A 24,974-nucleotide genomic window follows, 5' to 3' on the forward strand; every position below is an offset into this window, starting at 1 on the left:
CCGCCCGCCCAAACGGCCACAAGCCCGATTATTCCGCAGCACGGCCGGCCTGCCGACTTCCCGTATCCCGTTTATTTGATTTCCGAATACAGAAAAGGATTCCCCATGAAAGTGTATTACGACAAAGACGCCGACCTCTCCCTCATCAAAGGCAAAACCGTGGCCATCATCGGCTACGGTTCGCAAGGCCACGCCCACGCCGCCAACCTGAAAGATTCCGGCGTGAACATGGTGGTGGGCCTGCGCCAGGGCGGCTCTTGGAAAAAGGCCGAAGCCGCCGGCTTTGAAGTGCTGCCTGTGGCCGAAGCCACCAAAAAAGCCGACGTGGTGATGATTCTGCTGCCCGATGAAAACCAGCCCGCCGTGTATCGCGCCGAAATCGAGCCGAACCTCAAGCAGGGCGCCGTGCTCGCCTTCGCCCACGGCTTCAACGTACACTACAACCAAATCGTGCCGCGCGAAGATTTAGACGTGGTGATGATTGCCCCCAAAGGCCCCGGCCACACCGTGCGCAGCGAGTTTCTCAAAGGCGGCGGCGTGCCCTCGCTGATTGCCGTGTATCAGGATAAAAGCGGCAAAGCCCGCGACATCGCCCTCTCTTATGCCGCAGCCAACGGCGGCACCAAAGGTGGCGTGATCGAAACCAACTTCCGCGAAGAAACCGAAACCGACCTCTTCGGAGAGCAGGCCGTATTGTGCGGCGGCGTGGTGGAGCTGATCAAAACCGGCTTCGAAACCCTGGTGGAAGCCGGCTACGCGCCCGAAATGGCCTACTTCGAATGCCTGCACGAAATGAAGCTCATCGTGGATTTGATCTACGAAGGCGGCATCGCCAACATGAACTACTCCATTTCCAACAACGCCGAATACGGCGAATACGTTACTGGCGTGGAAGTGATTAACGACCAATCTCGCGAAGCCATGCGCAATGCTTTGAAACGCATCCAAACCGGCGAATACGCCAAAATGTTCATCCTTGAAGGCGCCACCCACTATCCGAGCATGACCGCCCGCCGCCGCCTCACCGCCGACCATCAAATTGAAAAAGTCGGTGCCCAGCTGCGCGGCATGATGCCCTGGATCGCCAAAAACAAACTGGTGGATCAAGATAAAAACTAAGCTTTCTTAAGCAGCAAGCCAACAGGCTACCTGAAAAATATTTTTCAGGTAGCCTGTTTCCTCTTTCTCTTGCTCCACACGCATATCAAGCAAAAAACTCTTTTCTAGAAAACCAGTTATCCGTTTCCGCACCCCAGCCCGCATCCAACCTGCATGAATCCCATTCATCGCCCGATGCCGATTTTTCAGCCCGCCGCCCTTGCCTAAACCCCCGTCGCCCGCTACCGTATCGCCCTTTACCGCCCTTATCCCACCGCCATGCAAAACAACACCCTCAGCTTCGAATTCTTCCCCACCCGTACCCCCGAAGGCCGCGAAAAGCAGAAAATCACCCGCAAGCAGCTCGCCCAATACCAGCCCGAATTCTTCTCCTGCACCTCCGGTGCTGGCGGCACCACCCGCGAAGGCACCATGCAAACCATCCGCGACATCCTCGCCGAAGGCATGGCCGCCGCCCCCCACATCCCCTGCGTGGGCCTCGATGCCGGCGAGCTCACCGAGCTGCTGCAAGAATACAAAAACATGGGCATCCGCCACATGGTCGCCCTGCGCGGCGACATCCCCTCCGGCATGGGCCTGGGCACCACCGGCCTGCACCACGCCAACGAGCTGGTCGAGCTCGTGCGCCGCCAATTCGGCGACTGGTTCCACATCGAAGTGGCCGCCTATCCCGAATACCACCCGCAATCGCGCAGCGCCGAAGACGACATCCAAAGCTTCGTGCGCAAAGTAAAAGCCGGTGCCGATTCCGCCATCACCCAATTCTTCTTCAGCGCCGACGCCTACTTCCGCTTCCTCGACGATGTGCGCGGCCGCGGCGTGGACATCCCCATCGTGCCCGGCATCATGCCGATTGCCAACTTCTCCAAGCTCGCCCGCTTCGCCGATATGTGCGGCGCCGAAATCCCGCGCTGGCTGCGGCTCAAGCTGCAATCCTACGCCGACGACACCGCCTCCATCAAAGCCCTTGGGCTCGATGTGGTAACCGAAATGTGCGCCCGTCTACTGCGCCACGGCGCCCCCGGCCTGCATTTCTACACCCTAAACCAAGCCGGCCTCTCCTCCACCATCTGCCAGCGCTTGGGCTATTGATCGGCCGCTTGCTGGTGCAAACAATAAAGGCTACCTGAAAACTGGATTGCGTTTTTCAGGTAGCCTTTCATCTTGGCCAGATTTGGCCTCACCATGCAGTCCTAAAATTTTGCCTTACCGCAAACCAAGCGCCATCGGGCGCTTATCTACTTTAAGCTGCCTCCTCGCCCGCCAATCATCGGTGTATAATCCCGCCCCTTCTCAAACTATTTTCCCTAGGCAAGTAACCATGTTACGCGCGCTCATCATCGTTTTCGCCTGCCTGGCCGCAGGCGAAGTGTTTTTGCACTTCACCCACCTCAAGCTCCCCGCCAGCATTGCCGGCCTGCTGATTTTGTTCGGCCTGCTCCAAGCCGGCTGGGTGAAAGACACCTGGCTCAAGCCGCTCACCGAATTCCTCATGCAGCACATGATGCTGCTGATGATTCCCGCCTGCGTGGCGCTGATGGACTACTTCTCCATCGTGGTGCTGGATTTTTGGTCGATTGTGTTGGCCACGCTGGCCAGCACCATCCTGGTGCTGCTCTCCAGCGCCAAAACACACGAAATCCTGAGGAAACGGCAATGAAAGAGCTCGCCGCCAACCCCATCGTACTGATTCTGCTCATGCTCGGCGTGTACCGACTCAGCCTGCTCATCCGCCTGCGCAGTGGCAGCCCGCTGGCCAACCCGCTGATGGTGAGCACGGTTTTGGTGATCGGCTACCTGAAACTCTGCGGCATCAGCTACGACACCTTCATGCAAACCGGCCGCATGGTGGGCTTCTGGCTGCAACCGGCCATCGTGTGCCTGGCCGTGCCGATGTATCAGCAATGGCCGCGCATCCGCACGCAATGGCTGCCGATTGCCGCCTCGCAGGTGGTGGGCAGCGTGGTGGGCATCATCACCGGCGTGCTGTTTGCCCACTGGCTGGGCGCGGGGCACGAAGTTACGCAGGCGCTGGCCGCCAAATCCGTTACCATGCCGATTGCGCTGGAAATCACGCATGTGCTGGGCGGCGTGCCCGCCGTTACCGTGGCCGCCGTGCTGCTGGCCGGCCTCACCGGCCAATTTATCGGCTTCTGGCTCCTGCGCCACAGCCACATCCGCAACCGCATTTCCCATTCCATCGCGCAAGGCACCGCCTCGCACGCCATCGGCATCGCCGCCAGCTTGGAAATCAGCGGCCACTTCGCCGCCTACGCCACCCTCGGCCTCATCTTCAACGGTATCCTCACTTCCTTCCTCGCCCCGATTATCGTGCCGCTCTTGGGCGTGTGAGAGGCTACCTGAAAACGGGAGCCGGTATTCATACCCGGCAAGCCATCTCTGCCCGCTGCCACACAAAAGGCTACCTGAAAAACGAAAAACAGTTTTCAGGTAGCCTTTTTGCCGCCCATCAATCCCGCCGCACAAACCCCGCCTGCGCCATACCCAAGCCCCTGCCGATTTGCTATGCTAAGGGCAATCCCATCCCATTCCCCATACAAAGGAGCTCCCCATGTCCTACCGCGCCCCCGTAAACGAACTGCTGTTTTCCCTGCATACCCACGGCAACCTCGCCGACATCATCCAATGGTATGCCGAAAGCGGCATCGACGAAGACACCGCCGCCGCCATCATCGAAGAAGCCGCCAAATTCAGCGAAGAAGTGTTCCTGCCCACCAGCCGCACCGGCGATCTGCACGGCGCGCGCCTGGAAAACGGCAAGGTCGTCACCCATCCAGACCTCGCCGCCGCCTACCAAGCCTTCTGCGAAGCTGGCTGGGCCGGCCTGCGCGCCCCCGCCGAATACGGCGGCCAAGGCCTGCCCGCCATCCTCTCCGCCGTGTGCGAAGAAATGTACTACTGCGGCAACCTCGCCCTCTCCCTCATGCCCATGCTCACCGTGGGCGCGGTGGAAACCATCGCCTGCCACGGCTCCGAAGAGCAGAAGCAAACCTTCCTGCCCAAAATGAGCCAAGGCCTCTGGAGCGGCACCATGAACCTCACCGAGCCCCAGGCCGGCACCGACCTCGCCCAAGTGGCCACCAAAGCCGTGCCGCAGGAAGACGGCAGCTACCGCATCAGCGGCCAGAAAACCTTCATCACCTGGGGCGAACACGAGCTCGCCGAAAACATCATCCACCTCGTGCTCGCCCGCCTGCCCGGCACTACCTCCGGCATCAAAAGCCTCTCCCTGTTTATCGTGCCCAAATACAAGGTCAACCCCGACGGCAGCCTCGGCGCGCGCAACAGCGTGCACGCCACCGCGCTGGAACACAAAATGGGCATCCACGCCAGCCCCACCTGCGTGATGCAGTTCGACGAAGCCGAAGGCTATCTCATCGGCAAAGCCGGGCGCGGCCTCTTATACATGTTTACCATGATGAGCCACGCCCGCCTCGGCGTGGGCATAGAAGGGCACGCCGTGGCCGAAGCCGCCTACCAGCTCGCCCTCGCCTACGCCCACGAGCGCATCCAAGGCAGCGCCCCCGACGGCAGCCCGCTCGCCATCATCCACCACCCCGACGTGGCACGCATGCTCATCCAGCAGAAAGCCACCCTCGCCGCCCAGCGCGCCCTGTATATCCAAGCCGCCGCCGCGCTCGACGCCTCCCACCAACACCCCGACCCCGCCGGCAAAAAAGCCGCCCGCAGCCGGCTCGACTACCTCATCCCCATCGTCAAAGCCTGGTGCAGCGACAACGGCACGGTATTGTCCAACCTCGCCATGCAAGTGTTCGGCGGCGCCGGCTACATCGAAGAAACCGGCGTGGCACAGCTCGTGCGCGACGTGCGCATCACCGCCATTTATGAAGGCACCAACGGCGTGCAAGCCGCCGACCTCGCTCGCAAAACCGTGGCCGACAAAGGCGCCCTCGTGCGCAGCCTGCTTGCCGAAGCCCAGCAAACCGCCAACGAGCTCGCCGCCATCGAGCCCTCTGCCGCCGAGCCGCTAAACCGCGCCCTGGCGCTGGCCGAACGCAGCGTGGCCAGCCTGCTGCAACAGCACGAAGCCAACCACGCCGCCACTGCCGTTCACGCCGACGCCTTCCTCAACCAAACCGCCCTCACCCTCGGCGCCGCCGCCCTAGCCAAAAACTTCCTCGCCGCCCGCAGCCCGGAAAGCGAAGCACGCTTCGGCAGCGAATTCTGCCAAGCCCAGCAGCACATCGCCCGCGCCTACCTCGCCTACGTGCTGCCCCAGGCCTACGCCTGCGCCGAACGCATCGGCGGCAGCGCCGAAACCCTGCTCGCCGTGCCGCTGACCGCGCTGGCTTCGTCTTAAAGCGCACGGCATGGTAAAGGCTACCTGAAAAATTTCAGGTAGCCTTCAACAGCGCACAGCTTGGGTAACGCCTGCAGCTAACTCAAGCTGCGTTTCCTGAAAACAGGCCAAACAAATAATTTATGGAAATCGTTTTAGACGAATGGATGGGCATTAGATGCCAAGAAAGAATTTTCAATATTTCTTCGGAGGCCGAATTATTGTCCATTTTGGAAAAATTAGACACCAACAAGCATACGCTGGCCAATTTAAGCACCGGCAACAGTTATCTGATGGTGGTCGGCGGCAATGGGAAATACGTGGTAACTGGCGAAGAAAACGATGTGCTGTTTAACCTCACGCTTGAAACGGCACCCTCGCCATTGGTGAAATTAAATGCCGGTGGGCAATACGGACTATTCGAGGCAAAATATATCATTCATCGGGAGCTGGCATTCCGTTGTGCCGCTGAATATTTCAAATTAGGGCATATTCCTGCTACCGACCCGGATTTTAACTGGGAAAGAATAGATTAAAACCCATTCTGCACGGCCAGCGGATTGGACAGCAAATGCAGCAAGTTGCTCGAGTGCGAAATCCAACATTGCTATCCTCCTTTGCTGGGTGAGGCCTGCGGCTAACTTAAGCTGCACTTTCAGGTAGCCTCCAAACCAACTATCATCTTTCCGCCCAACCATGAGCCACCCTCCAAACTACCGCAGCAGCAAATCTCGCGCCCAGCGCCTGCCGCGCCACCGTTCCCCCCAAGCGCAGTTGCCCAAATGCCATGACACCGCCGTTCCGCCCAACTATATTTCCGGCTATATTTAGGCCTATACCCGGCGGCGCGGTGGGGTGTGCAAACAGCGCGGCGGCACGGTATATACCGTCTCTTGGATCGGCATGATAGCGATGGCTGCCGCCACGCTGGCGGGCGGCGTGCTGCTGGCCTTCCTGCTGATGGCTCTGCTGATAATAGTCGGCCTTATCCCCGAACTTATCCTGCTGCCGCCCTTCGCTCTGTTTTGGCTGTGGCTCACCGAAAGCTGGTGGTTCGGCCTCACCACGCGCCGCTTCGCCAAAATCACGCCCGGCGAGCTGATTTTGTATGGCGCATTCGGGCGGGTGCGGCAAACCTACAATCGCCAAGCGTGCAGTTTCCGCGGCGGGGTTTACGAGCTCAAAAGCTCCGGGCATCCGCGTTACGTGTTTTTCAAATTGCATGCCCGCCGCCCCGGCCAACGCTTTGCCCGCAGTATTAACCTCAGCCTGTGCGCCAATCCCGGCGCCTTAATCAAAGAGTTGGTGGGCAGCGAATCGTTTATCCTGTGGCCTTACAAAACATAAAGGCTACCTGAAAACGATGTCTTGCGAAGCAAGGCTGAGTTTCTGCGAAGCTAAAGCACCGCTTCAACGAAGTTAAACCGAGCAAAACAAGTTTCTGCGAAGCTAAACCCGCAAACCATTTTTCAGGTAGCCTCAACCCAAGCACCCCATCCCACCCCAACCATCCCGCCATGAAACGCCTCCTCCTCATCTTCGCCCTCCTGCTTTCCCCCGTCCTGCACGCCGCACCGCCCAATCTCATCCTCGCCAAAGAATACAGCGGCCAAAACATTGCCGGCTGGGCCATGAGCGAAAAGCTCGACGGCGTGCGCGCCTATTGGGACGGGCAAAAACTCATCAGCCGCCAAGGCCACCCCTTTTCCCCGCCCGCCGGATTCACTCGCGATTTCCCGCCCTTTCCGCTCGACGGCGAACTCTACAGCCGGCACGGCGCCTTCGAGCAGATTTCCGCCACCGTGCGCCGCAGCGGCAGCGATTGGAGCGGCATCAAACTGCACGTTTTCGACGCCCCGCAAGCCCCCGGCAACCTCTATCAACGCCTCGAACTCGTGCGGCGCCACCTCGCCGCCCACCCCCGCGCCAACATCGCCCTCATCCCGCAAACCCCCGCCCGCAATATCGAGCACGCCCGCCAATTCCTGCGCCAAATCGAAAACCAAGGCGGCGAAGGCGTGATGCTGCGCAACCCCGATACCCCCTACCAAGGCGGCCGCAGCAGCAACCTGCTCAAGCTCAAAAGCGCCCACGACGCCGAATGCACCGTTACCGCCCACCACGAAGGCAAAGGCCGCAACACCGGTCTGCTCGGCGCCGTGTCCTGCCGCAACGAGCTGGGCGAATTCCGCATCGGCTCCGGCTTCAAAGACGCCGACCGCCGCAACCCGCCCCCCATCGGCAGCCGCATCACCTACAAATACCGCGGCTTCACCGCCAAAGGCACCCCCCGCTTCGCCACCTACCTGCGCCGTGCCAACTGAACCCTAAGCCGCCTGCCCGCGCAAAAGGCTACCTGAAAACGATGTCTTGCGAAGCAAGGCTGAGTTTCTGCGAAGCTAAAACGCAAATCTGTTTTCAGGTAGCCTTTCGCCAGCCCGCCGCCGCGTTGCCTAAGCTCCCGCACCAGCCGTTTGCCATGCCATACTGCGCCGTTTCCCTCCGGCTTCGTCTATAATCCCTCCTTCCGTTTACCCCGCAAAGGCTACCTGAAAATGCCCGCCACACGCCTCCTCCCCCTCCTCGCCGCGCTGCTGCTTGCCGCCTGCGGCGCCACCTTCGCCCCGCAGGATTTGCCGCATCTGGCGGCGGGCGAGAGCCGCCGTTTCAAGCTGGAGCGGCTGGACGAAACCGGCGCGGCGGAGCAGGTGTCGCTGCTGGTGGTGCAGGGCGAGGCGGGCGGGCAGTCGCGCTGGATTCAAACCGACGCGTTCGGCGCGCCGCTGGCGCGTTTGCTGGCCACGCCAAGCGGCTGGCGGCGCGACGGTTTCGTGCCGCCGAACCATGCTTCGCAGGCGGTGTTCACGGCGATGTTCCCGCTGTTGGAAAACGGTTTTTCTGACGGCCGGCCGCGCGAACTGGAAAGCGGCGGGGCGAAATGGCGGCTCACGCCTTTGGGAGAGAACGATGAATAAGGCGCGGGCATACCTCGGTCGGCCGGGTTTGGTGTCGGCGTTGGGCAGCGGCGTGGCGGAACATGTGCGCGGCCTGTTGAGGCCGTCTGAAACCAGCCCGCTCACCTTTTCCACCGAATGGGTGAAGGGCAAAAACCGTGCTTTCGGCGCGGTAAACCGGCCGTTGCGCCCGTTTCCAAGCAATCTGCCCGCCGAACACCGCAGCCGCAACAACCAATTGCTGTGGGACGCTTTGGCGCAAATCGAACCGCAAATTCAGGTAGCCCTCAGCCGTTACGGCGCGGGCAGAATCGGCGTGGTCATCGGCACATCGGTGGGCGGTGCGGACGAAAACATCCCGCTGTTCCAACACGTTGCCAACGGTGGCGGCTGGGCGGACATGCCGTTCAAACAGCAGGCGCAACTGCTTTCCTCGCCCGCCGATTTTGCCGCAGCGGCGTACGGCCTGCGGGGCGCGTGCTACGGCGTGTCCACCGCCTGCACTTCCGGCGCGCGCGCCCTCATCAGCGCGGCACGGCTCTTGCGGCTGGGCGTGTGCGACGCGGTGCTGTGCGGCGGCGTGGACACGCTCTCGCCGCTCACCATCAACGGCTTCGCCGCGCTGGAAGTGCTTTCAGACGGCCTCGCCAACCCGTTTTCCAAAAACCGCAACGGCATCAACATCGGCGAAGCCGCCGCCGTGTTCGTGATGACGCGCGAAGGCGGCGGCGATACCCTGCCGCTCTTGGGCTACGGCGCGAGCAGCGATGCGCACCACATGTCTTCCCCACGCCCCGACGGCCTCGGCGCGGCGCAGGCTTTTCAGGTAGCCTTAAACCACGCAGGTTTGCCGCCCGAAAGCATCGGCTGGATTAACCTGCACGGCACCGGCACGCCGCTCAACGACGGCATGGAAAGCCGCGCCGTGGCCGACGTGTTCGGCAGCCATACCGCTGCCACCTCCACCAAACCGCTCACCGGCCACACCCTCGGCGCAGCCGGCGCGCTGGAAGCCGCGTTTTTATGGATCATGGCCAGCCGCCGCGACAACCCCGAAGGCGCATTGCCGCCGCAATTGTGGGACGGCCAGGCCGACCCCGCGCTGCCCCCAATCGCGCTCACAGTTTCAGGTAGCCATTGGCCGCAGGGGCGGCGCATCGGCGCGAGTTCGTCCTTCGCCTTCGGCGGCAACAATAGCGTCCTCATCATCGGAGAAGAACATGCCGCAATGCCCGATTAAACAGCCCGCCGCATTACTGCCGCACAGCGGCCGCATGGTGCTGCTGGATGAAGTTTTATCTTATGATAACAACAGCCTGAACGCCATCTGCACCGTCCGGCCCGACTGCATCCTGCTGCCAGACGGCGCAAACGCCCTGCCCGGCTGGCTCGGCATGGAAATCATGGCGCAGGCCGTGGGCGCATGGGCGGGCGCGCACGCGCTGGACGCCGGCCGCCCCGTGCAGCTCGGCTTCCTGCTCGGCACGCGCAAGCTCACCTTCGCCCAGCCCGACATTCCCGTCGGCATCGTACTCGACGTGCAAATCACCCTGTCCTGGCAAGACAACGCCACCAACATGGGCGTGTTCGACTGCACCCTAACCTGCCGCACCCCACCCCCTAGCCGCCCCGACCTCCCGCCCGGCACCCTGCTGCTCTCCGGCGCGCTCAACGTGTTCAGCCCCACCAGCCGCGAGGCCTTGGACGCGATTTTGGGGCGGTAGCGGAAATACTGCTGCCCTTTATTTTGGATCGGTTGCAGCTGGTGTTTTCAGGTAGCCTGAACGCGATCTGCAGTTAAGTATTTGTAATACATAGCCACCCGAAGGCGACTGGGTGGTATATTCAAACATGGCTTGTTTACCAACTGGAAATGTAAACCCCTTGTTTCTTGCCATAGGAATGAAATGCCGTACTTCCCTTATCAACCACACAAAAAGGTGTTGGTTTTTTATGAACACCAGAAATTTGATGATGTTTACGAGCAACCAGTGCTTTTTTGCCTGTTACAAGGCAGATTATATCTTTGAAATCATATGCTTATTTATCATTACCAGCAGAAATGGATAAATAATCCTGTGCCATTTTAGGTTGGCACACTAAAGCTGCAGACTCTTCCACCAAACGAAACTTATATTGCTATCTTTAGCTTTAATAATCTTAGGAGCTGACGTAGATTAGCAGCTATGCTAGGCTACGAAAATGCAAATAACCAATTGTAAACTAAGTGGGAAAATACAAAAGAAACTGCTCGAGTTTTTGTACTCGAAGTTACCGCCCGTGCTGCTGCCGATATTTTAGGCATACAGCCCAACTCTGCCATCCTGTTCTACCGCAAAATCCGCCAAGTCATCAGCCATCATCTGGCACTGGCGGCCGATGAAATCTTTGACGGTGCCGTCGAACTGGACGAAAGCTATTTCGGCGGACGCCGTAAAGGCAGACGCAGACGTGGTGCGGCAGGCAAGGTAGTGGTATTCGGCATCCTGAAACAGCAGGGACGGGTCTACACCATTGTGGTGGATAACGCTAAGTCTGGAATGTTACTGCCTGTCATCAAAAAGAAAATCATGCCGGACAGCATTGTTTATACCAACAGCCTGAGCAATAACGACAAGCTGGACGAGCAGTTTTATCCATTACCATATCAATCATTCTCAAGGGTTTGCAAAGCATCAGAACCACATTAACGGCATCGCACCCTTTTGGAATCAGGCAAAGCGCGTCGTGTAGAAAACAGTAGCGTTGTTTACAGTATTTCTAGGAGAATACTGAACATGAACATGCACAAAAACACCCGCCTCATCCCGCACCACCGCCAAGCCATCTGGCTGGCATATACACATCAGAAAGAAAGCTTTTCCTCCCTAGCCCGCCGCTACCAGGTCAGCCGCGTTACCATCTACCGCGCACTCAAAGCCGCCAGGGGCAGGCTGCTCAAACCCCAAAACAGTACCAACAAAGGCTCGGCCAACCATGCTTTCGGTGTAGTCTGTTATGAAAACGGGATTGGCCTGAAGTTTACCCGGGTTGCCCGTCTACAGACCGACGGTAAGGGCGGAACGGGCCATTCATACCCTGATGGAGATGTGGCACGAGAAACAGTCGTTCGAGAGTTCGGAACACCGGCAGAAGGAACTGTGCCGCTTCGTCAATTTCTACAACACGGTGAAGCCGCATGCCGGTTTGAACGGCGATACGCCATTTGAGATATTACAGGCTTCATTCTCAACCTATGGTGTAAACGTCGCGGTTGATTTCTATACTGCTACCATACCTCCCTTCAGCCGCCGCAACACATCCTTCACGGCATTTATCCTTGTCTCCACATCTCCCATTTCCGACGTAACCCTCAATTTGTCCGCCCCCGCCAGCCGATATTTTTTATCGCTCTGAATCAGCATAATAATCTCCGTCGGGTCGATTTGGTGGTGTTTGCCGAAGGTTACAGTTACGGCTTCGCCTGTGGCGTCGATGGCGTCTATACCCAATTCTTTTGCGGAGAGCCGCAGGTGGTGGCTTTCGATGAGGGTTTTGACGGGTTGTTCGGGCAGGCCGAAACGGTCCACCAACTCTTCGTGTATGGCGTTGATTTGCTGCACGGTTTCGCAGACGGCGAGGCGTTTGTAGAGGACGAGCCGTTCGTGGATGTCGGGGCAGTAGCTTTCAGGCAGCAGGGCGGGGCTGTGCAGTTTGATTTCGGTGGTGATGCCCAGCGGTGCGTCGAGGTCGGGCTGGCGGCCTTTTTTGAGGTCGCGCACGGCCTGTTTGAGCATTTCCGTATAAAGCGTGAAGCCGACCTGTATCATTTCGCCGGATTGTCCTTCGCCGAGGATTTCGCCTGCGCCGCGGATTTCCAAATCCTGCATGGCGAGGGTGAAGCCTGCGCCGAGTTCGTCTGCCGCCGCGATGGCGTCGAGGCGTTTTTCGGCGTCTTTGGTGATGTATTCGGGCGTGAGCAGGTAGGCGTAGGCTTGGTGGTGGCTGCGGCCGACGCGCCCGCGAAGCTGATGCAGTTGCGCCAGTCCGAATTTGTCGGCGCGGTTGATGATGATGGTGTTGGCGTTGGGGATGTCGATGCCGGTTTCGATGATGGTGGAACAGAGCAACACGTTGAATCTTTGCTGCAAAAAGTCGCGCATCACTTGTTCCAGCTCGCGCTCGCGCAGTTGTCCGTGCGCCACGCCGATGCGGGCTTCGGGCAGCAAGGTTTCCAGCCGCTCGCGCATGTTTTCAATCGTATCCACTTCATTGTGCAGGAAAAACACCTGCCCGCCGCGTTTGAGTTCGCGCAATACGGCTTCGCGCACGCTGCCTTCGCTGAACGGTTTGACAAAGGTTTTCACGGCAAGGCGGCGGCTGGGCGCGGTGGTAATCAGCGAGAAGTCGCGCAGGCCTTCGAGTGCCATGCTGAGCGTGCGCGGAATCGGCGTGGCGGTCATGGTAAGAATATCGACGTTGGCGCGCAGGCGTTTGAGCTGCTCTTTCTGGCGCACGCCGAAGCGGTGTTCTTCGTCAATGATGACCAGTCCTAAGTTTTTGAATTTGATGTCGTCCTGCACCAGTTTGTGCGTGCCGATAACGATATCGACTGTACCGTCTGCCATGCCTTCCAGCGCGGCTTTGGTGGCTTTGCTGTTGTTGAAACGCGAAAGGCTGGCGACTTTGACGGGGAAATCGGCGAAACGGTCGGCGAAGTTTTGCGCGTGCTGCTCGACCAGAAGCGTGGTCGGGGCGAGTACGGCGACCTGTTTGCCGCCCATCACCGCCACAAACGCGGCGCGCAGGGCGACTTCGGTTTTGCCGAAACCCACGTCGCCGCACACCAGCCGGTCCATCGGCTTCGCCTGCGTCAGGTCTTGAATCACGGCGGCAATGGCGGCGGCCTGGTCTTCAGTTTCCTCGTAGCCGAAGCCATCGGCAAACGCCTGATAGTCCAACTCGTTGATTTCAAACTTGTGTCCCGATTGGGCAGCACGTTGGGCGTAGAGGTTGAGCAACTCGGCGGCGGTGTCGCGCGCTTTTTCGGCGGCTTTGCGCTTCGCCTTGTTCCACGCACCGCTGCCGAGCTTGTGCAGGGCGACGTTTTCATGCGCCTGACCGGAGTAGCGGCTGATTAAATGCAGTTGCGAAACAGGCACATAAAGCTGCGCTTCGCCCGCGTATTCGAGCAACATCATTTCGTTGGTTTCGCCGCCCAAATTCATCGTTACCAAGCCCATATACCGCCCGATGCCGTGTTCTTCGTGCACGACGGGGTCGCCGATGTTGATTTCGGCAAGGTCGCGCAACAGGCCGTCCGATACGGCGGCGTGTTTCTTGCGGCGGTTGTGGACGCGGGCGCGGGCGACGTATTGGTAGAGCTCGGATTCGGTGATGACGGCAAGGCGCAGGCTGCTTTCGGGGGTGGGGCTACCTGAAAATTTATCCGCAGCATTTTCAGGTAGCCTTTCAATGTGCAGGCTACTTTTTGTGTTCAGGCCGACTGAAAGTTCGGGCGTAGGTCGGGCATTCAGGCTGCCTGAAAATTCCCCGCCCAGTTTGAACCCTTCCGCCAGCGGCGTTACCGCGATACACAGCGGCGCGGTATCGTCCAGAAACGCCTGCCAGCCCGCCACGGGCTTGGGTTTCAAGCCGTGCTGGGCGAAGAAGCCGAGCATGGTTTCGCGCCGCCCCGCGCTTTCGGCGCACAGCAGAATCCGCCCGTCAAAGGCCGTTTGGAAGCCTTGCAGCGCGGCCAGCGACTGTTCCGACTGGCGGTTCACGGCCACGTTCGGCAGCGCGTAGGGCGAAGCGGTGGTGATGTCCGGCCAAACTTGCGGATAGGCTTTCAGGCTGCCTGAAAAGCGGTCGGCGGGCAGATAGAGAAACTGCGGCGGCAGTGGCGGGTAAGCCACATCGCCCTGCGCCAGCTTGTAGCGCGATTTCACTTCGGCATCAAAACGTGCGGCCTCGGCGTGCACGTCGCCCACGCACACCGCCAGCGCGTCGCCGCCCACATAGTCGAACAGCGTGGCCAGCCCGTCTTCAAAAAACAGCGGCAGGTAATATTCCACGCCCGCGCCGAACTGCCCGCGCCCTACCGCCTGATACACGGCGGCCTCGTTCGGATTGCTTGGGATTTCTTCACGAAAGCGGTTGCGGAAGACTTTCTGCGCGTCCGCATCGGTGGGGAACTCGTGCGCGGGCAGCAGGCGGATTTCCGACACGGGCGCAAGCGTGCGCTGGGTGTCCGTGTCAAACGTTTTGATGCTGTCGATTTCATCGTCAAACAAATCAAGGCGGTAGGGGAAATCCGCCCCCATCGGGAACAAATCCACAATGCCGCCACGCACGGCAAACTCGCCCGCCGCCACCACGTTGGACACGGCCGCATAGCCCGCTTCCACCAGATTGGCGCGCAGTTTGTCCAAATCCAGCCGCTGCCCCGTTTTCAGCCAAAACGTGCGCCCCAGCAGGAACGACGGCGGCGCAAGACGCTGCATGGCCGTGGCCACGGGCGCGAACAGCACGTCCGCCGCGCCGTTTTTGAGCTGCCACAGCACCGACAGCCGCTCCGACACCAAATCCTGATGCGGCGAGAAACGTTCGTAAGGCAGCGTTTCCCAGTCGGGCAGGAACAGCGCGGTGTCCTGCGGGCGGAAAAACTGCCACGCGGTTTGCAGGCGAAGGGCGGTTTCCGCGTCGGGGGTGAGGATGAGTTTGGGCGTTTTTTCAGGCAGATGGTGCGCCAGCAGCATAGGCAGCACGCCGGTGGAAAGATGGAGCCAGCGGGTTTTCTGGCCGGCAGCAGGCAGAGGGAAATTCATGTTGTTCATACAATGGCTTGCGGCAGCCGGAATGGGTTTCGGGCTGCCTAAAAATGGGAAATTGGTTGTGAGGGCGAGATTTTAGCAGATTGGGGCGGGTTGCTGCGGCTGCTGGTGTTTCTGCCAAATGCCTGGCTCCGCTTTCCCCAGCCTGCCTGCAAACCCTTGGCTGAAGCAATTATTTGCCTAGGCAGCAAACCGCGCAGGCAGTACAAGCAGCACAGCAACGCCGTAGGAGGCAATGAAAAGCTTTAACTATAAAGGCTGCCCAGCAATTCGCCGGGCAGCCTGTTTCCTTTTTCAGGTAGCCTCTAGCCTTTCAGCCTGGCATGCAGCTCCTGCACGCTATACACGCCGATTGAGTTCAGGTTTTTCACGCCTTCGCTCATGGCTTCGCCGCCGGCCACGGTGGTGTATTGCGGCACGCGCTGGGTGAGGGCGCTGCGGCGGATGCTGTGGCTGTCAGCCACAGACTGCGGGTTGCTGTCCACGGTGTTCACCACCAGCGCGATTTCGCCGTTTTTAATCGCGTCCACAATATGCGGGCGGCCTTCGGGCACTTTGTTTACCGCCTGCACCACCACACCGTGCTCTTTCAGGTAGCCTGCCGTGCCGCGCGTGGCACACACGCCGTAGCCGAGCAGCTGGAAGTTTTTGGCGGTTTGCACGATGAGCGGCTTGTCTTCCTCGCGCACGGAGAGGAACACTTTGCCGGTGGCAGGCATGCGTTCGCCCGCGCCGAGCTGGGCTTTGAGATAGGCTTCGCCAAATGTTTCGCCTACGCCCATCACTTCGCCGGTGGAGCGCATTTCCGGGCCCAAAATCGTATCCACGCCGGGGAATTTGATGAAGGGGAACACGGCTTCTTTAACGGCATAGAAATCGGGGACGACTTCTTTTTCCACGCCCTGTTCTTTCAGCGAAATGCCTGCCATGCAGCGCGCGCCGACTTTGGCGAGCGACACGCCGGTGGCTTTGGAGACGAAGGGAACGGTGCGGCTGGCGCGCGGGTTCACTTCCAACACGAACACCACGCCGTCCTGCACGGCAAACTGTACGTTCATCAGGCCGACCACGCCCAGCGCGTATGCCATGGCTTTGGTTTGGCGGCGGATTTCGTCTTGGATTTCTTCGCTGAGCGAGTAAGGCGGCAGCGAGCAGCCGGAGTCGCCGGAGTGGATGCCTGCCTGTTCGACGTGCTGCATGATGCCGCCGATAACCACGTCTTTGCCGTCTGAAACGCAGTCCACATCGACTTCAATCGCGTTGTTCAGGAAGAAATCGAGCAACACGGGGCTGTCTTCGGATACCTGCACGGCCTCGCGCATATATTTTTGCAACTGTTCGGCGGAGTGGACGACCTGCATGGCGCGACCACCCAAAACGTAAGACGGGCGCACGACCAGCGGATAGCCGATTTCTTCGGCTTTGACGAGTGCTTCTTCTTCGTTGTGGGCGATGCGGTTGGGCGGTTGGCGCAGACCTAAGTCGTTCAACACTTTTTGGAAGCGTTCGCGGTCTTCGGCAGCATCGATGCTGTCGGCGGACGTGCCGATGATGTTCACGCCGTTTTCAACCAATGCGTTGGCGAGTTTGAGCGGGGTTTGACCGCCGTAATGCACAATCACGCCCCACGGGTTTTCGGTGCGGACGATTTCCAACACGTCTTCCAGCGTCAGCGGCTCGAAATACAGGCGGTCGCTGGTGTCGAAGTCGGTCGATACGGTTTCGGGGTTGCAGTTCACCATAATCGTTTCAAAGCCCGATTCGCGCAGGGCAAGCGCGGCGTGGACGCAGCAGTAGTCAAACTCGATGCCTTGACCGATACGGTTCGGGCCGCCGCCGAGAATCATCACTTTCTTACGGTCGGAAGGACGCGCTTCGCATTCTTCTTCGTAAGTGGAATAGAGGTAGGCGGTTTCGGTAGCGAACTCGGCGGCGCAGGTATCGACGCGTTTATAGACGGGATGCAGGTTCAGCGCGTAGCGGTGTTCGCGCACTTCTTTTTCAGGTAGCCCCAAAAGCTGTGCGATGCGTTTGTCGGAGAAGCCTTTGCGTTTCAGACGACGTAAGGCGGCGAAATCCAAATCTTGCAGGCAGCCTGCACTTACCTGCTGCTCTTCTTTCACCAAGTCTTCGATTTGCGCCAAGAACCAAGGGTCGATGGCGCAGATTTCGTGGATTTCTTCCAGCGTGAAGCCCGCGCGGAACGCGTCGGCAACATAAAGCATACGCTCAGGGCCGGGGTTGGCCAGTTCGCGGCGGATTTCCGCTTTGTCTTCGCTTCTCGGATTGAAGCCGCACAAGCCTGTTTCCAAGCCGCGCAGGGCTTTTTGGAAGCTTTCCTGAATGGTGCGGCCCATCGCCATCACTTCGCCCACCGATTTCATCTGCGTGGTCAGGCGGTCGTCTGCGGCGGGGAATTTTTCAAACGCAAAACGCGGGATTTTGGTTACGACATAATCGATGGAAGGCTCGAACGACGCGGGCGTTCTGCCGCCGGTGATGTCGTTGCGGAGTTCGTCCAGCGTAAAGCCGACCGCCAGTTTCGCCGCCACTTTCGCAATCGGGAAACCCGTCGCTTTGGAAGCCAGCGCGGACGAACGGCTCACGCGCGGGTTCATCTCAATCACAATCATCTCGCCGTTTTCAGGGTTCACCGCAAACTGCACGTTCGAGCCGCCCGTGTCCACGCCGATTTCGCGCAATACCGCTAAGCTTGCGTTGCGCATGATTTGGTATTCTTTGTCCGTCAGCGTTTGCGCCGGCGCAACCGTAATCGAGTCGCCCGTATGCACGCCCATCGGGTCGAAGTTTTCAATCGAGCAGATGATGATGCAGTTGTCGTTCTTATCGCGCACCACTTCCATCTCGTACTCTTTCCAGCCGAGGACGGACTGCTCAATCAGCAGCTCATGCGTGGGCGACGCATCGAAACCGCGTTCGCAAATCGCCAAGAACTCGTCTTTATTGTAGGCAATGCCGCCGCCCGAACCGCCCATCGTGAAAGACGGACGAATCAGCGTCGGAAAGCCGACCTGTTCCTGCGCCGCCAAGGCTTCGTTCATCGTGTGGCAGACAAAAGATTTCGGGCAATGCAAACCGATTTTCTCCATCGCTTCCTTAAAGCGGCCGCGGTCTTCCGCCTTGTCGATCGCGTCTTCCGTCGCGCCGATCAGCTCAACATTGTATTTCGCCAGCACGCCGTTGCGCGCCAAATCCAGCGCACAGTTCAGCGCGGTCTGGCCGCCCATCGTCGGCAGAATCGCATCAGGCCGCTCCTTGGCGATAATCTTCTCCACCGTCTGCCACATAATCGGCTCGATGTAGGTAACATCCGCCATTTCAGGGTCGGTCATGATGGTGGCGGGGTTGGAATTCACCAGAATGACTTTGTAGCCTTCTTCACGCAAAGCCTTGCAGGCCTGTGCGCCCGAATAGTCAAATTCGCAGGCCTGACCGATAACGATAGGGCCGGCGCCGATGATAAGGATGGATTTTAGGTCGGTACGTTTGGGCATATAGCTTACCTTTTAATAAACAATCTATTGATATGACAAATTATATAACTTCGTTAATAACATTCTGAATTAAGGCACGATATTTTTTATCAATAAAATAGCTGTTTTTATATGCACCAGGTGTATCACTATCTCGACCAAAGCTAATTAATTGACGCAGAAAATCATTGGATTTCCTAGTAATTGCTTGGCTAATATTACTTAATAACCTACCTGCATGCTGGACGTCATCACCTATATTATAGCGGTTAAATAACAAATCCTTAATTTCCTCCCTGTCAAAATCTCTATTTTCTGACAATAATATTTCTAAAAATGCTATAAACCTATCAGTTAAATTATTTTGCTTTGAAAGGAAAGCAGCAAGCTTACTTGATAATTCGTTGTTCGTATATTCAGGTATATCAAAAGAGATTAAATCCCAATTACTCTGTTGAATAATATTTTCTTGCTTTTGTATGGCTTTCCGCTTTACATATTCCTCTGCCTCTGGCAAGGGGATAATTTTATTAGGATAAATAAATAGTTTACCATCATCCATAGTAAATGGATTAATTTTAATGCACGTAATATCTAATCCTTTTTCATTCAGCCACAGTACTGCTGAAGCAACATCTGGATGAAATTCTCTTGATACTAAAACAATGCGTTGTTCTTGGTTTAGATGTTCAATTCCTTTTCCAATTTTACCAATGAAGTTTTCAATTTCTGTTTTAGCATTTTTTTGAATAGATTTATTATTTAGATATTCTTGATATATGGTAAAAATATATTCATCACTAAATGCGGAGCAATGAGATGCATATTTGATGGCTTGCCAATCAACATTATTGCCAGAGTTGTCCCTTTTTAGCTCAATAATAACCAAATTAGCATTTATATCTATTGCTAACAAATCTAATCTAATGCCATTCCCAACAACAACTTCTTTCCCAATGATAAGTAATTCTTCACCAAGAATATCAGGATTATTGTCAATCCACTCCTGAATATCATACCTTTCACGCAAATTTAATTCAGCAAATGTTGGGGTGTTAAGTTTCTGCATTGTTTTTTTCGAAATATCAACTTGATACATTATAGTCTCCTTGAGTTTTTAGCAAACCGTAATCAGCATGTAGGCTTCAAAAGCCACTAAATCTTAACTACTACCTGAAAATCAACAAACCTTTTTTAGCTTCGCAAGACATCATTCTAAACTTCGTTGAAGCTAGCGCTTTCAGGTAGCCTCTTTTAATTCTATCCCCGCTTCACCGCTTTCATAATTTCCATAAAATGCGGTTTCAATTCGGCAAACAGCGGGTGTTCTTTGTGTTCCATCATCACTTCGCCCATCAGTTTCAGCCCCACGGCGAAGCGTTGTGCCATTTCGGGGGTGAAGCCTTCGCGCTGCTCCATGCGTTTTACGATGTCGAAAATATTGTCGTGGTTGGGCGCATCGAACACCAGCGGTTCGGCGGAAACGGGGTGGCCGTCTTTGTCAGCAAGGTGTTCGAGGGTAAGGCGGAATTGGTGTTGTTTCATGGGTGCTCCGTCTGCGGGCGGGGAGGGGCTACCTGAAAGCGCTAGCTTCAACGAAGTTTAAAATGTGTCGGCTGGTTTAGCTTTATGCAAACGCCTTGGCGGCGCGAAGGCATATTTTTCAGGTAGCCTTTCCTTTATTTTATTTGGCGTTAGCGGGAAATCCGGCGCACGGTGTAGTCGGTTTCGCCGCGCGCGTCTTCAAACAGGCCGATGTGGTAGCGGTGGGTTTTGCCACAGGCCTGCACGGCCCATTCTTCGCGCACCTGCCAGCGGCCGCGCACTTTGCGGGCTTGCAGGACTTTGCTGCGGATGGATTGGATTTGGCTGCAATTGTGGGCGGCGCGCTCGGCGGTGAGCACGGTGCGGGTAACGTCGTTGCGCAGGATATGGTCGCCGCCGAAAGTGGCGCTTTCGCCGCTGTAGTTTTGGCTGCCGAGGGCGGTGCAGGCGGAAAGAGCGAGGGCGGCGAGGAGGATGCGGAGTTTGGGCATGGGGATTCCTGATGCGGACGGTGTGGGCAAATGCCGCTAATTATACGGCAAACCGCCCGAGTTTTCAGGTAGCCCCAGCAGAGATTGAGGCTACCTGAAAACTCGGGCTGCAACAAAGCAAACACTAAACCGCCGCCAGCCACAGGCTCACAGCAAAGCCGATAAACAGCAGGCCGGTGGCGCCCATGGCCGCCGCGCCCAAACGCCGCCGCCGGCCAAACAGCCGCGCCGCCTTCGCCCCGGCCAGCACCAAAAAATTCAAATAGCTGAAACTGATGGCCTGCAACACCAGCGCCAGCAGCAGGAAGGAAAGCGCGGGGTGCGGATAGGCGGGATCGACAAACTGGATGAAAAACGACAGGAAAAACAAAATCGCCTTTGGATTGGTGAGGCTCAAAAGCAGGGCGCGTTTGAAGATATGGCGCACGGGCTGCGGCGCAGCGGCGGCAGGCAGATCCGGCAAGCTCGGCGGCGGGGCAAACCATTTGCGCGCCGCCCCGCGCAGCATGCCGCAACCGATGTAGGCCAAATAGAGCCCGCCCGCCAGCTTGAGCGCATGAAACAGCGCCGGATACAGCCGCAGCACCGCGCCCGCGCCGAGCACCGTGGCCAGCATCAGCAGCGAATCGCCCAGCAAAATGCCGAACACCGCCCGATACGCCCGCCGCGCCCCGTGCTGCGCCGCCATCGAAAGGCAAAACATGCTGTTGGGGCCCGGAATCAGAATCAGGATAACCGTGCCGATAAAATAAGAAACGGGATTGACGATGCCGAACATAGGTTTTCAGGTAGCCTGTAATGCAAAACGCTGGCAGACATTGTACACGACGGGCTCGGGCAAACGCGGCTTGAGGCTACCTGAAAATATCCATCCGCCCGCCGATATTTTTAACTTCGTTGAAGCTAGCGCTTTCAGGTAGCCTTTCCCCCTAATCGCGCCCATTTGCTTTCCCTATCCCCCGCCACCGCATTTGCCCCCAGCGCCGCCAAAAGCTAAACTCCGCCCATCGCAAATTTTTCCCGCCCCGCCGCCATGTTTTTCATCCTCTCCCCCGCCAAAAACCTCAACGAAACCCAGCCCGCCCCCACCGCCGAACACAGCCAGCCCGCGCTGCTCGAACAATCCACCATCCTCATGGGTAAACTGCGCGAGCTGCCGCCGCAAGACATCGCCGCGCTGATGAGCGTGTCCGACAAAATCGCCCGCCTCAACGCCGAGCGCAACGCCGCCTGGCAGCCCCCCTTCACCCCGCAAAACGCCAAGCAGGCCGTGTATCTGTTTAACGGCGACGTGTATGAAGGCCTCGACGCCGCCAGCCTCAGCCCACCGCAAATTCAATGGCTGCAACGCCATGCCGGCCTGCTCTCCGGCCTCTACGGCCTCCTGCGCCCGCTGGATTTAATCCAGCCCTACCGCCTCGAAATGGGCACCAAGCTCGCCAACCCGCGCGGCAAAGACTTATACGCCTTCTGGGGCAGCCGCATCACCGAGCTTCTGGCCGAACGCATGGCCGAAGCGCACACCCAAGTGCTCATCAACCTCGCCTCGCAGGAATACTTCAAAGCCGTGCAGCCCGCCAAGCTCGGCGGCCGCCTCATCACCCCCGTCTTCCAAGACGAAAAAAACGGCCGCTACAAAATCATCAGCTTCTACGCCAAACGCGCCCGCGGCCTCATGCTGCGCTACGCCGCCGAGCACGCCCTCACCGATCCCGAACAGCTGCTGGATTTCGACAGCGAAGGCTATGCCTTCTGCCCCGCCGCCTCGTCTGACAGCGAATGGGTGTTCCGCCGCGCCGAGCGTTGAAATTGAAACCGGCGCGCATTGAAACCGGCGCGCCCGGCCAGGCCATGATTTTCCGCGTTGCAGAACCCCGCCCTGCTCCGCAAGACATCACTTTCAGGTAGCCCCATGAGCCCGCAACCCACCAAAATCCTCTTCGTCTGCCTCGGCAACATCTGCCGCTCGCCATTGGCCGAATACCTGTGCCGCAGCATGGCCCAAGCGCGCGACCTGCCCGTGGAAACCGCCAGCGCCGGCACCTCCGGCTGGCACGACGGCGAAGGCATGCACTGCGGCAGCCTTGAAATCCTCGACGCCGAAGGCATCGAGAGCCAAGGCTTCGTGAGCCGCCGCCTGCGCAACCAAGACTTCGCCGCCCACGACTACCTCCTCGCCATGGACGACGACAACCTAGCCGAAATGGAGCGCCGCTTCGGCCGCCACCCCGGCAAAATGTTCAACATCACCCGGCTGCTGAGCCCGCGCCGCCACAGCCACGTGCCCGACCCGTGGTACACCGGCAACTTCCGCGAAACCCGCGACATCCTCACCGCCTGCTGCACCGCCCTGCTCGACCGCCTCGCCGCCGGCAAGCCGCTGCTGCCGCCCGAAAAAGGCTAACGCGGCCGCCATCGGCAAAAGGCTACCTGAAAACCATGCCCGCCCAATTTTAACTTCGTTGAAGCTCACACTTTCAGGTAGCCTTTGCCCTTTCCCGCCTTCAAATCGGCATTAAAGCGCCGCCATTGTTTGCTAAAATAACGCCTTTCCATCCACATATCAGGAACCAACATGAGCGCCCCAGACTGGTCGGAAGGCTATGTAAACGACATCAACTACACCTACGGCTACTACACCGAGCTCAACCCCGAGCGCCTCGCCATCCCCTTTTTGAGTGCCGGGCTGGCTGTGCCGCCGGTTGTGCACGCCTGCGAGCTGGGCTTCGGGCAGGGCGTGTCGGCCAACATCCACGCCGCCGCCGGCCGCGCAGCCTGGCACGCCACCGATTTCAACCCCGCCCAAGCCGCCTTCGCGCGCAGCCTGGCCGCCCAATCCGGCGTGGAAAAAGACAAGCTGCTACTGGCTGAGCAAGGCTTTGCCGAATTCTGCGCCCGCGACGACCTGCCCGATTTCGACTTCATCGTCCTGCACGGCATCTGGACGTGGATTTCCGATGAAAACCGCCGCATCATCGTGGATTTCATCCGCCGCAAGCTCACCGCCGGCGGCGTGCTCTACATCAGCTACAACGTGCTGCCCTCCTGGGCGCCGCACCTGCCGGTTCGCCATATCCTGCAACAGCATAGCGACCATTTAGGCACGGGCAGCCGCAGCGAGCGCATCAGCCAGGCCCTCGATTTCGGCAGCGAGCTGCTCAAACACAGCCCCCACCTGGTGAAAAACGCGCCCGACCTGCCCCAGCGCCTGCAAAAGCTGAAAACCCACTCCCCCGGCTACATCGCCCACGAATACCTCAACCGCGACTGGCAGCCCATGTATTTCTCGCAAATGGAAGAATGGCTCGGCAGCGCCAAGCTCTCCTACGCCTGCTCCGCCCGCCATGTTGAAGACCTCACGTTCTGCCTGTTTGACGACGAACAGCAGGCTTTTGTGAACAGCATCAAAAATCCTTCCTTCGCCCAAACCGTGAAAGACTACCTCACCAACCGCCAGTTCCGCTGCGATTATTGGGTGAAAGGCGGCCGCCGCGCCGGCCTCTCGGAGCAGACGCGCACATGGGACGCGCTCAACGTGATCCTGCTCACCGAGCGCGCCGAATTCAATCCCGCCGTGGCCTTCCTGCGCACGGTAAACGTGATTCCCGACATCTACGACCCCCTGCTCAATCTGCTCGCCGACAACGCCGTGCACAACGTGGGCGAACTGCGGCAGGCGCTGGCCGGCAAAATCGATTCTTTGCAGCTTTATTCCGCGCTGGCCGTCTTGTTTGCCAAAAACGACCTGGCCGTGTGCACCGATGTTGAGCATATCGAGCGGCAGCGCCCCTACTGCCTCCGCCTCAACCGCCACGCCCTCTCCAACGACGAGGCCGACAGCCCGCTGGGCTGGCTGGCCAGCCCCGTGATTGGCGGCGGCATCGAACTGCCTTATCTCGACCGCCTGTTCCTGCGCTTCCGTGCCGAAGGCCTGCCGCCGGAAGAATGGGACGCACTGGCCTGGCAAGCCTTGCAGCGGCAGGGGCAAACCCTGGTTATCGAAGGCAAAGGGCTGCAAGGCGAACAGGAAAACCTGGCCGAAATCGCCCGCCAGAAAGCCGGCTTCCTGCGCCACCGCCTGCGGCTGCTGCATAACCTCCAGTGCCTGCCCGATAGTATGGATTAACGCGCTTTTGATAGCAGGCTGCCGCTGGTGCCGGCAAATCACAAACAAAAAAGGCTACCTGAAAATTTAGCTGCGCAGAAACTCGCAAAGCTCGTTTTCAGGTAGCCTT

At 58.4% G+C, this 24,974-nt stretch carries 22 protein-coding genes and 2 pseudogenes; 17 read left to right on the plus strand and 7 right to left on the minus strand.

From position 1 onward, the window contains the following. Nucleotides 1-105 precede the first annotated feature (105 nt). The 12 genes from ilvC to A7P95_RS04820 all read left to right on the plus strand — a co-directional run bounded on the left by ilvC (nucleotide 106) and on the right by A7P95_RS04820 (nucleotide 10,118). On the plus strand, nucleotides 106-1,119 hold the full coding sequence (ilvC, locus tag A7P95_RS04770) for a ketol-acid reductoisomerase (protein WP_067591989.1): 1,014 nt from the start codon (nucleotides 106-108) through the stop codon (nucleotides 1,117-1,119). Nucleotides 1,120-1,377: 258 nt separating this feature from the next. Beyond that, on the plus strand, nucleotides 1,378-2,211 hold the full coding sequence (gene metF, locus A7P95_RS04775) for a methylenetetrahydrofolate reductase [NAD(P)H] (protein WP_067591992.1): 834 nt from the start codon (nucleotides 1,378-1,380) through the stop codon (nucleotides 2,209-2,211). 229 nt (nucleotides 2,212-2,440) lie between these two features. Continuing rightward, nucleotides 2,441-2,779: a CidA/LrgA family protein gene (locus tag A7P95_RS04780; RefSeq protein WP_067591994.1), complete on the plus strand. Its 339-nt coding sequence runs from the start codon at nucleotides 2,441-2,443 to the stop codon at nucleotides 2,777-2,779. Then, entirely contained in the window at nucleotides 2,776-3,471 is a 696-nt protein-coding gene (locus tag A7P95_RS04785) for an LrgB family protein (RefSeq protein WP_067591997.1), read from the plus strand. Before A7P95_RS04780 ends, A7P95_RS04785 begins: the two co-directional genes overlap by 4 nt. A gap of 220 nt (nucleotides 3,472-3,691) precedes the next feature. Beyond that, nucleotides 3,692-5,461 (plus strand): acyl-CoA dehydrogenase family protein, encoded by a 1,770-nt coding sequence (locus A7P95_RS04790; RefSeq protein WP_067592000.1) that lies wholly within the window; start codon nucleotides 3,692-3,694, stop codon nucleotides 5,459-5,461. 122 nt (nucleotides 5,462-5,583) lie between these two features. Continuing rightward, complete coding sequence (locus A7P95_RS04795; protein ID WP_067592003.1) at nucleotides 5,584-5,976, plus strand: hypothetical protein; 393 nt, start codon at nucleotides 5,584-5,586, stop codon at nucleotides 5,974-5,976. A gap of 160 nt (nucleotides 5,977-6,136) precedes the next feature. Beyond that, on the plus strand, nucleotides 6,137-6,271 hold the full coding sequence (locus A7P95_RS12340) for a hypothetical protein (RefSeq protein ID WP_281179403.1): 135 nt from the start codon (nucleotides 6,137-6,139) through the stop codon (nucleotides 6,269-6,271). Between the two features lie 24 nt (nucleotides 6,272-6,295). Next, nucleotides 6,296-6,787, plus strand: coding sequence for a hypothetical protein (locus A7P95_RS04800; RefSeq protein WP_156503504.1), 492 nt, complete (start codon nucleotides 6,296-6,298; stop codon nucleotides 6,785-6,787). 170 nt (nucleotides 6,788-6,957) lie between these two features. Then, entirely contained in the window at nucleotides 6,958-7,764 is an 807-nt protein-coding gene (locus A7P95_RS04805; protein ID WP_067592009.1) for a DNA ligase, read from the plus strand. 231 nt (nucleotides 7,765-7,995) lie between these two features. Continuing rightward, complete coding sequence (locus A7P95_RS04810) at nucleotides 7,996-8,415, plus strand: hypothetical protein (RefSeq protein ID WP_067592012.1); 420 nt, start codon at nucleotides 7,996-7,998, stop codon at nucleotides 8,413-8,415. Then, entirely contained in the window at nucleotides 8,408-9,634 is a 1,227-nt protein-coding gene (locus tag A7P95_RS04815; protein WP_067592014.1) for a beta-ketoacyl-ACP synthase, read from the plus strand. Before A7P95_RS04810 ends, A7P95_RS04815 begins: the two co-directional genes overlap by 8 nt. Beyond that, on the plus strand, nucleotides 9,615-10,118 hold the full coding sequence (locus tag A7P95_RS04820; RefSeq protein WP_067592017.1) for a hotdog family protein: 504 nt from the start codon (nucleotides 9,615-9,617) through the stop codon (nucleotides 10,116-10,118). Before A7P95_RS04815 ends, A7P95_RS04820 begins: the two co-directional genes overlap by 20 nt. A 136-nt stretch (nucleotides 10,119-10,254) precedes the next feature. On the opposite strand, the gene A7P95_RS12470 is transcribed toward A7P95_RS04820, so the two are convergent. Next, nucleotides 10,255-10,416 carry a type I-C CRISPR-associated protein Cas8c/Csd1 gene (locus A7P95_RS12470; protein WP_425387463.1) on the minus strand — a complete coding sequence of 54 codons (162 nt, stop codon included), beginning with the start codon at nucleotides 10,414-10,416 and terminating at the stop codon, nucleotides 10,255-10,257. A 180-nt stretch (nucleotides 10,417-10,596) separates the two neighbouring features. On the opposite strand from A7P95_RS12470, the pseudogene A7P95_RS04825 reads away from it, so the two are divergent. Beyond that, nucleotides 10,597-11,124: pseudogene (locus A7P95_RS04825) on the plus strand (IS1595 family transposase); the annotation flags it as partial. Between the two features lie 47 nt (nucleotides 11,125-11,171). Continuing rightward, nucleotides 11,172-11,658: pseudogene (locus A7P95_RS04830) on the plus strand (integrase core domain-containing protein); the annotation flags it as partial. Here A7P95_RS04830 and mfd read toward each other — a convergent pair. The 6 genes from mfd to leuE all read right to left on the minus strand — a co-directional run bounded on the left by mfd (nucleotide 11,655) and on the right by leuE (nucleotide 21,517). Continuing rightward, the gene (mfd, locus tag A7P95_RS04835; RefSeq protein ID WP_067592181.1) at nucleotides 11,655-15,203 is read right to left on the minus strand and encodes a transcription-repair coupling factor; all 3,549 of its coding nucleotides are present in this window, start codon (nucleotides 15,201-15,203) and stop codon (nucleotides 11,655-11,657) included. The pseudogene A7P95_RS04830 and the gene mfd sit on opposite strands and share 4 nt — an antisense overlap. 311 nt (nucleotides 15,204-15,514) lie before the next feature. Then, nucleotides 15,515-18,724 (minus strand): carbamoyl-phosphate synthase large subunit, encoded by a 3,210-nt coding sequence (gene carB / locus A7P95_RS04840; RefSeq protein ID WP_067592020.1) that lies wholly within the window; start codon nucleotides 18,722-18,724, stop codon nucleotides 15,515-15,517. A gap of 40 nt (nucleotides 18,725-18,764) precedes the next feature. After that, a complete protein-coding gene (locus A7P95_RS04845; RefSeq protein WP_067592023.1) occupies nucleotides 18,765-19,802 on the minus strand; it encodes a PDDEXK family nuclease in 1,038 nt (345 codons plus the stop codon). Between the two features lie 161 nt (nucleotides 19,803-19,963). Then, entirely contained in the window at nucleotides 19,964-20,248 is a 285-nt protein-coding gene (locus A7P95_RS04850) for a DUF3861 domain-containing protein (protein WP_067592026.1), read from the minus strand. A 149-nt stretch (nucleotides 20,249-20,397) separates the two neighbouring features. Next, nucleotides 20,398-20,739 carry a hypothetical protein gene (locus A7P95_RS04855; RefSeq protein ID WP_067592029.1) on the minus strand — a complete coding sequence of 114 codons (342 nt, stop codon included), beginning with the start codon at nucleotides 20,737-20,739 and terminating at the stop codon, nucleotides 20,398-20,400. Between the two features lie 124 nt (nucleotides 20,740-20,863). Continuing rightward, entirely contained in the window at nucleotides 20,864-21,517 is a 654-nt protein-coding gene (leuE, locus tag A7P95_RS04860) for a leucine efflux protein LeuE (protein ID WP_067592032.1), read from the minus strand. Nucleotides 21,518-21,772: 255 nt separating this feature from the next. Between leuE and yaaA the strand changes: the two genes are divergently transcribed. The 3 genes from yaaA to A7P95_RS04875 all read left to right on the plus strand — a co-directional run bounded on the left by yaaA (nucleotide 21,773) and on the right by A7P95_RS04875 (nucleotide 24,865). Then, complete coding sequence (gene yaaA / locus A7P95_RS04865) at nucleotides 21,773-22,546, plus strand: peroxide stress protein YaaA (RefSeq protein ID WP_067592035.1); 774 nt, start codon at nucleotides 21,773-21,775, stop codon at nucleotides 22,544-22,546. Nucleotides 22,547-22,651: 105 nt separating this feature from the next. After that, complete coding sequence (locus A7P95_RS04870) at nucleotides 22,652-23,143, plus strand: low molecular weight protein-tyrosine-phosphatase (RefSeq protein WP_067592038.1); 492 nt, start codon at nucleotides 22,652-22,654, stop codon at nucleotides 23,141-23,143. A 171-nt stretch (nucleotides 23,144-23,314) separates the two neighbouring features. Next, nucleotides 23,315-24,865 (plus strand): methyltransferase regulatory domain-containing protein, encoded by a 1,551-nt coding sequence (locus A7P95_RS04875; RefSeq protein ID WP_067592041.1) that lies wholly within the window; start codon nucleotides 23,315-23,317, stop codon nucleotides 24,863-24,865. Nucleotides 24,866-24,974 lie beyond the last annotated feature (109 nt).

The organism is Eikenella longinqua, from assembly GCF_001648355.1.
Taxonomy (GTDB): Bacteria; Pseudomonadota; Gammaproteobacteria; order Burkholderiales; family Neisseriaceae; genus Eikenella; species Eikenella longinqua.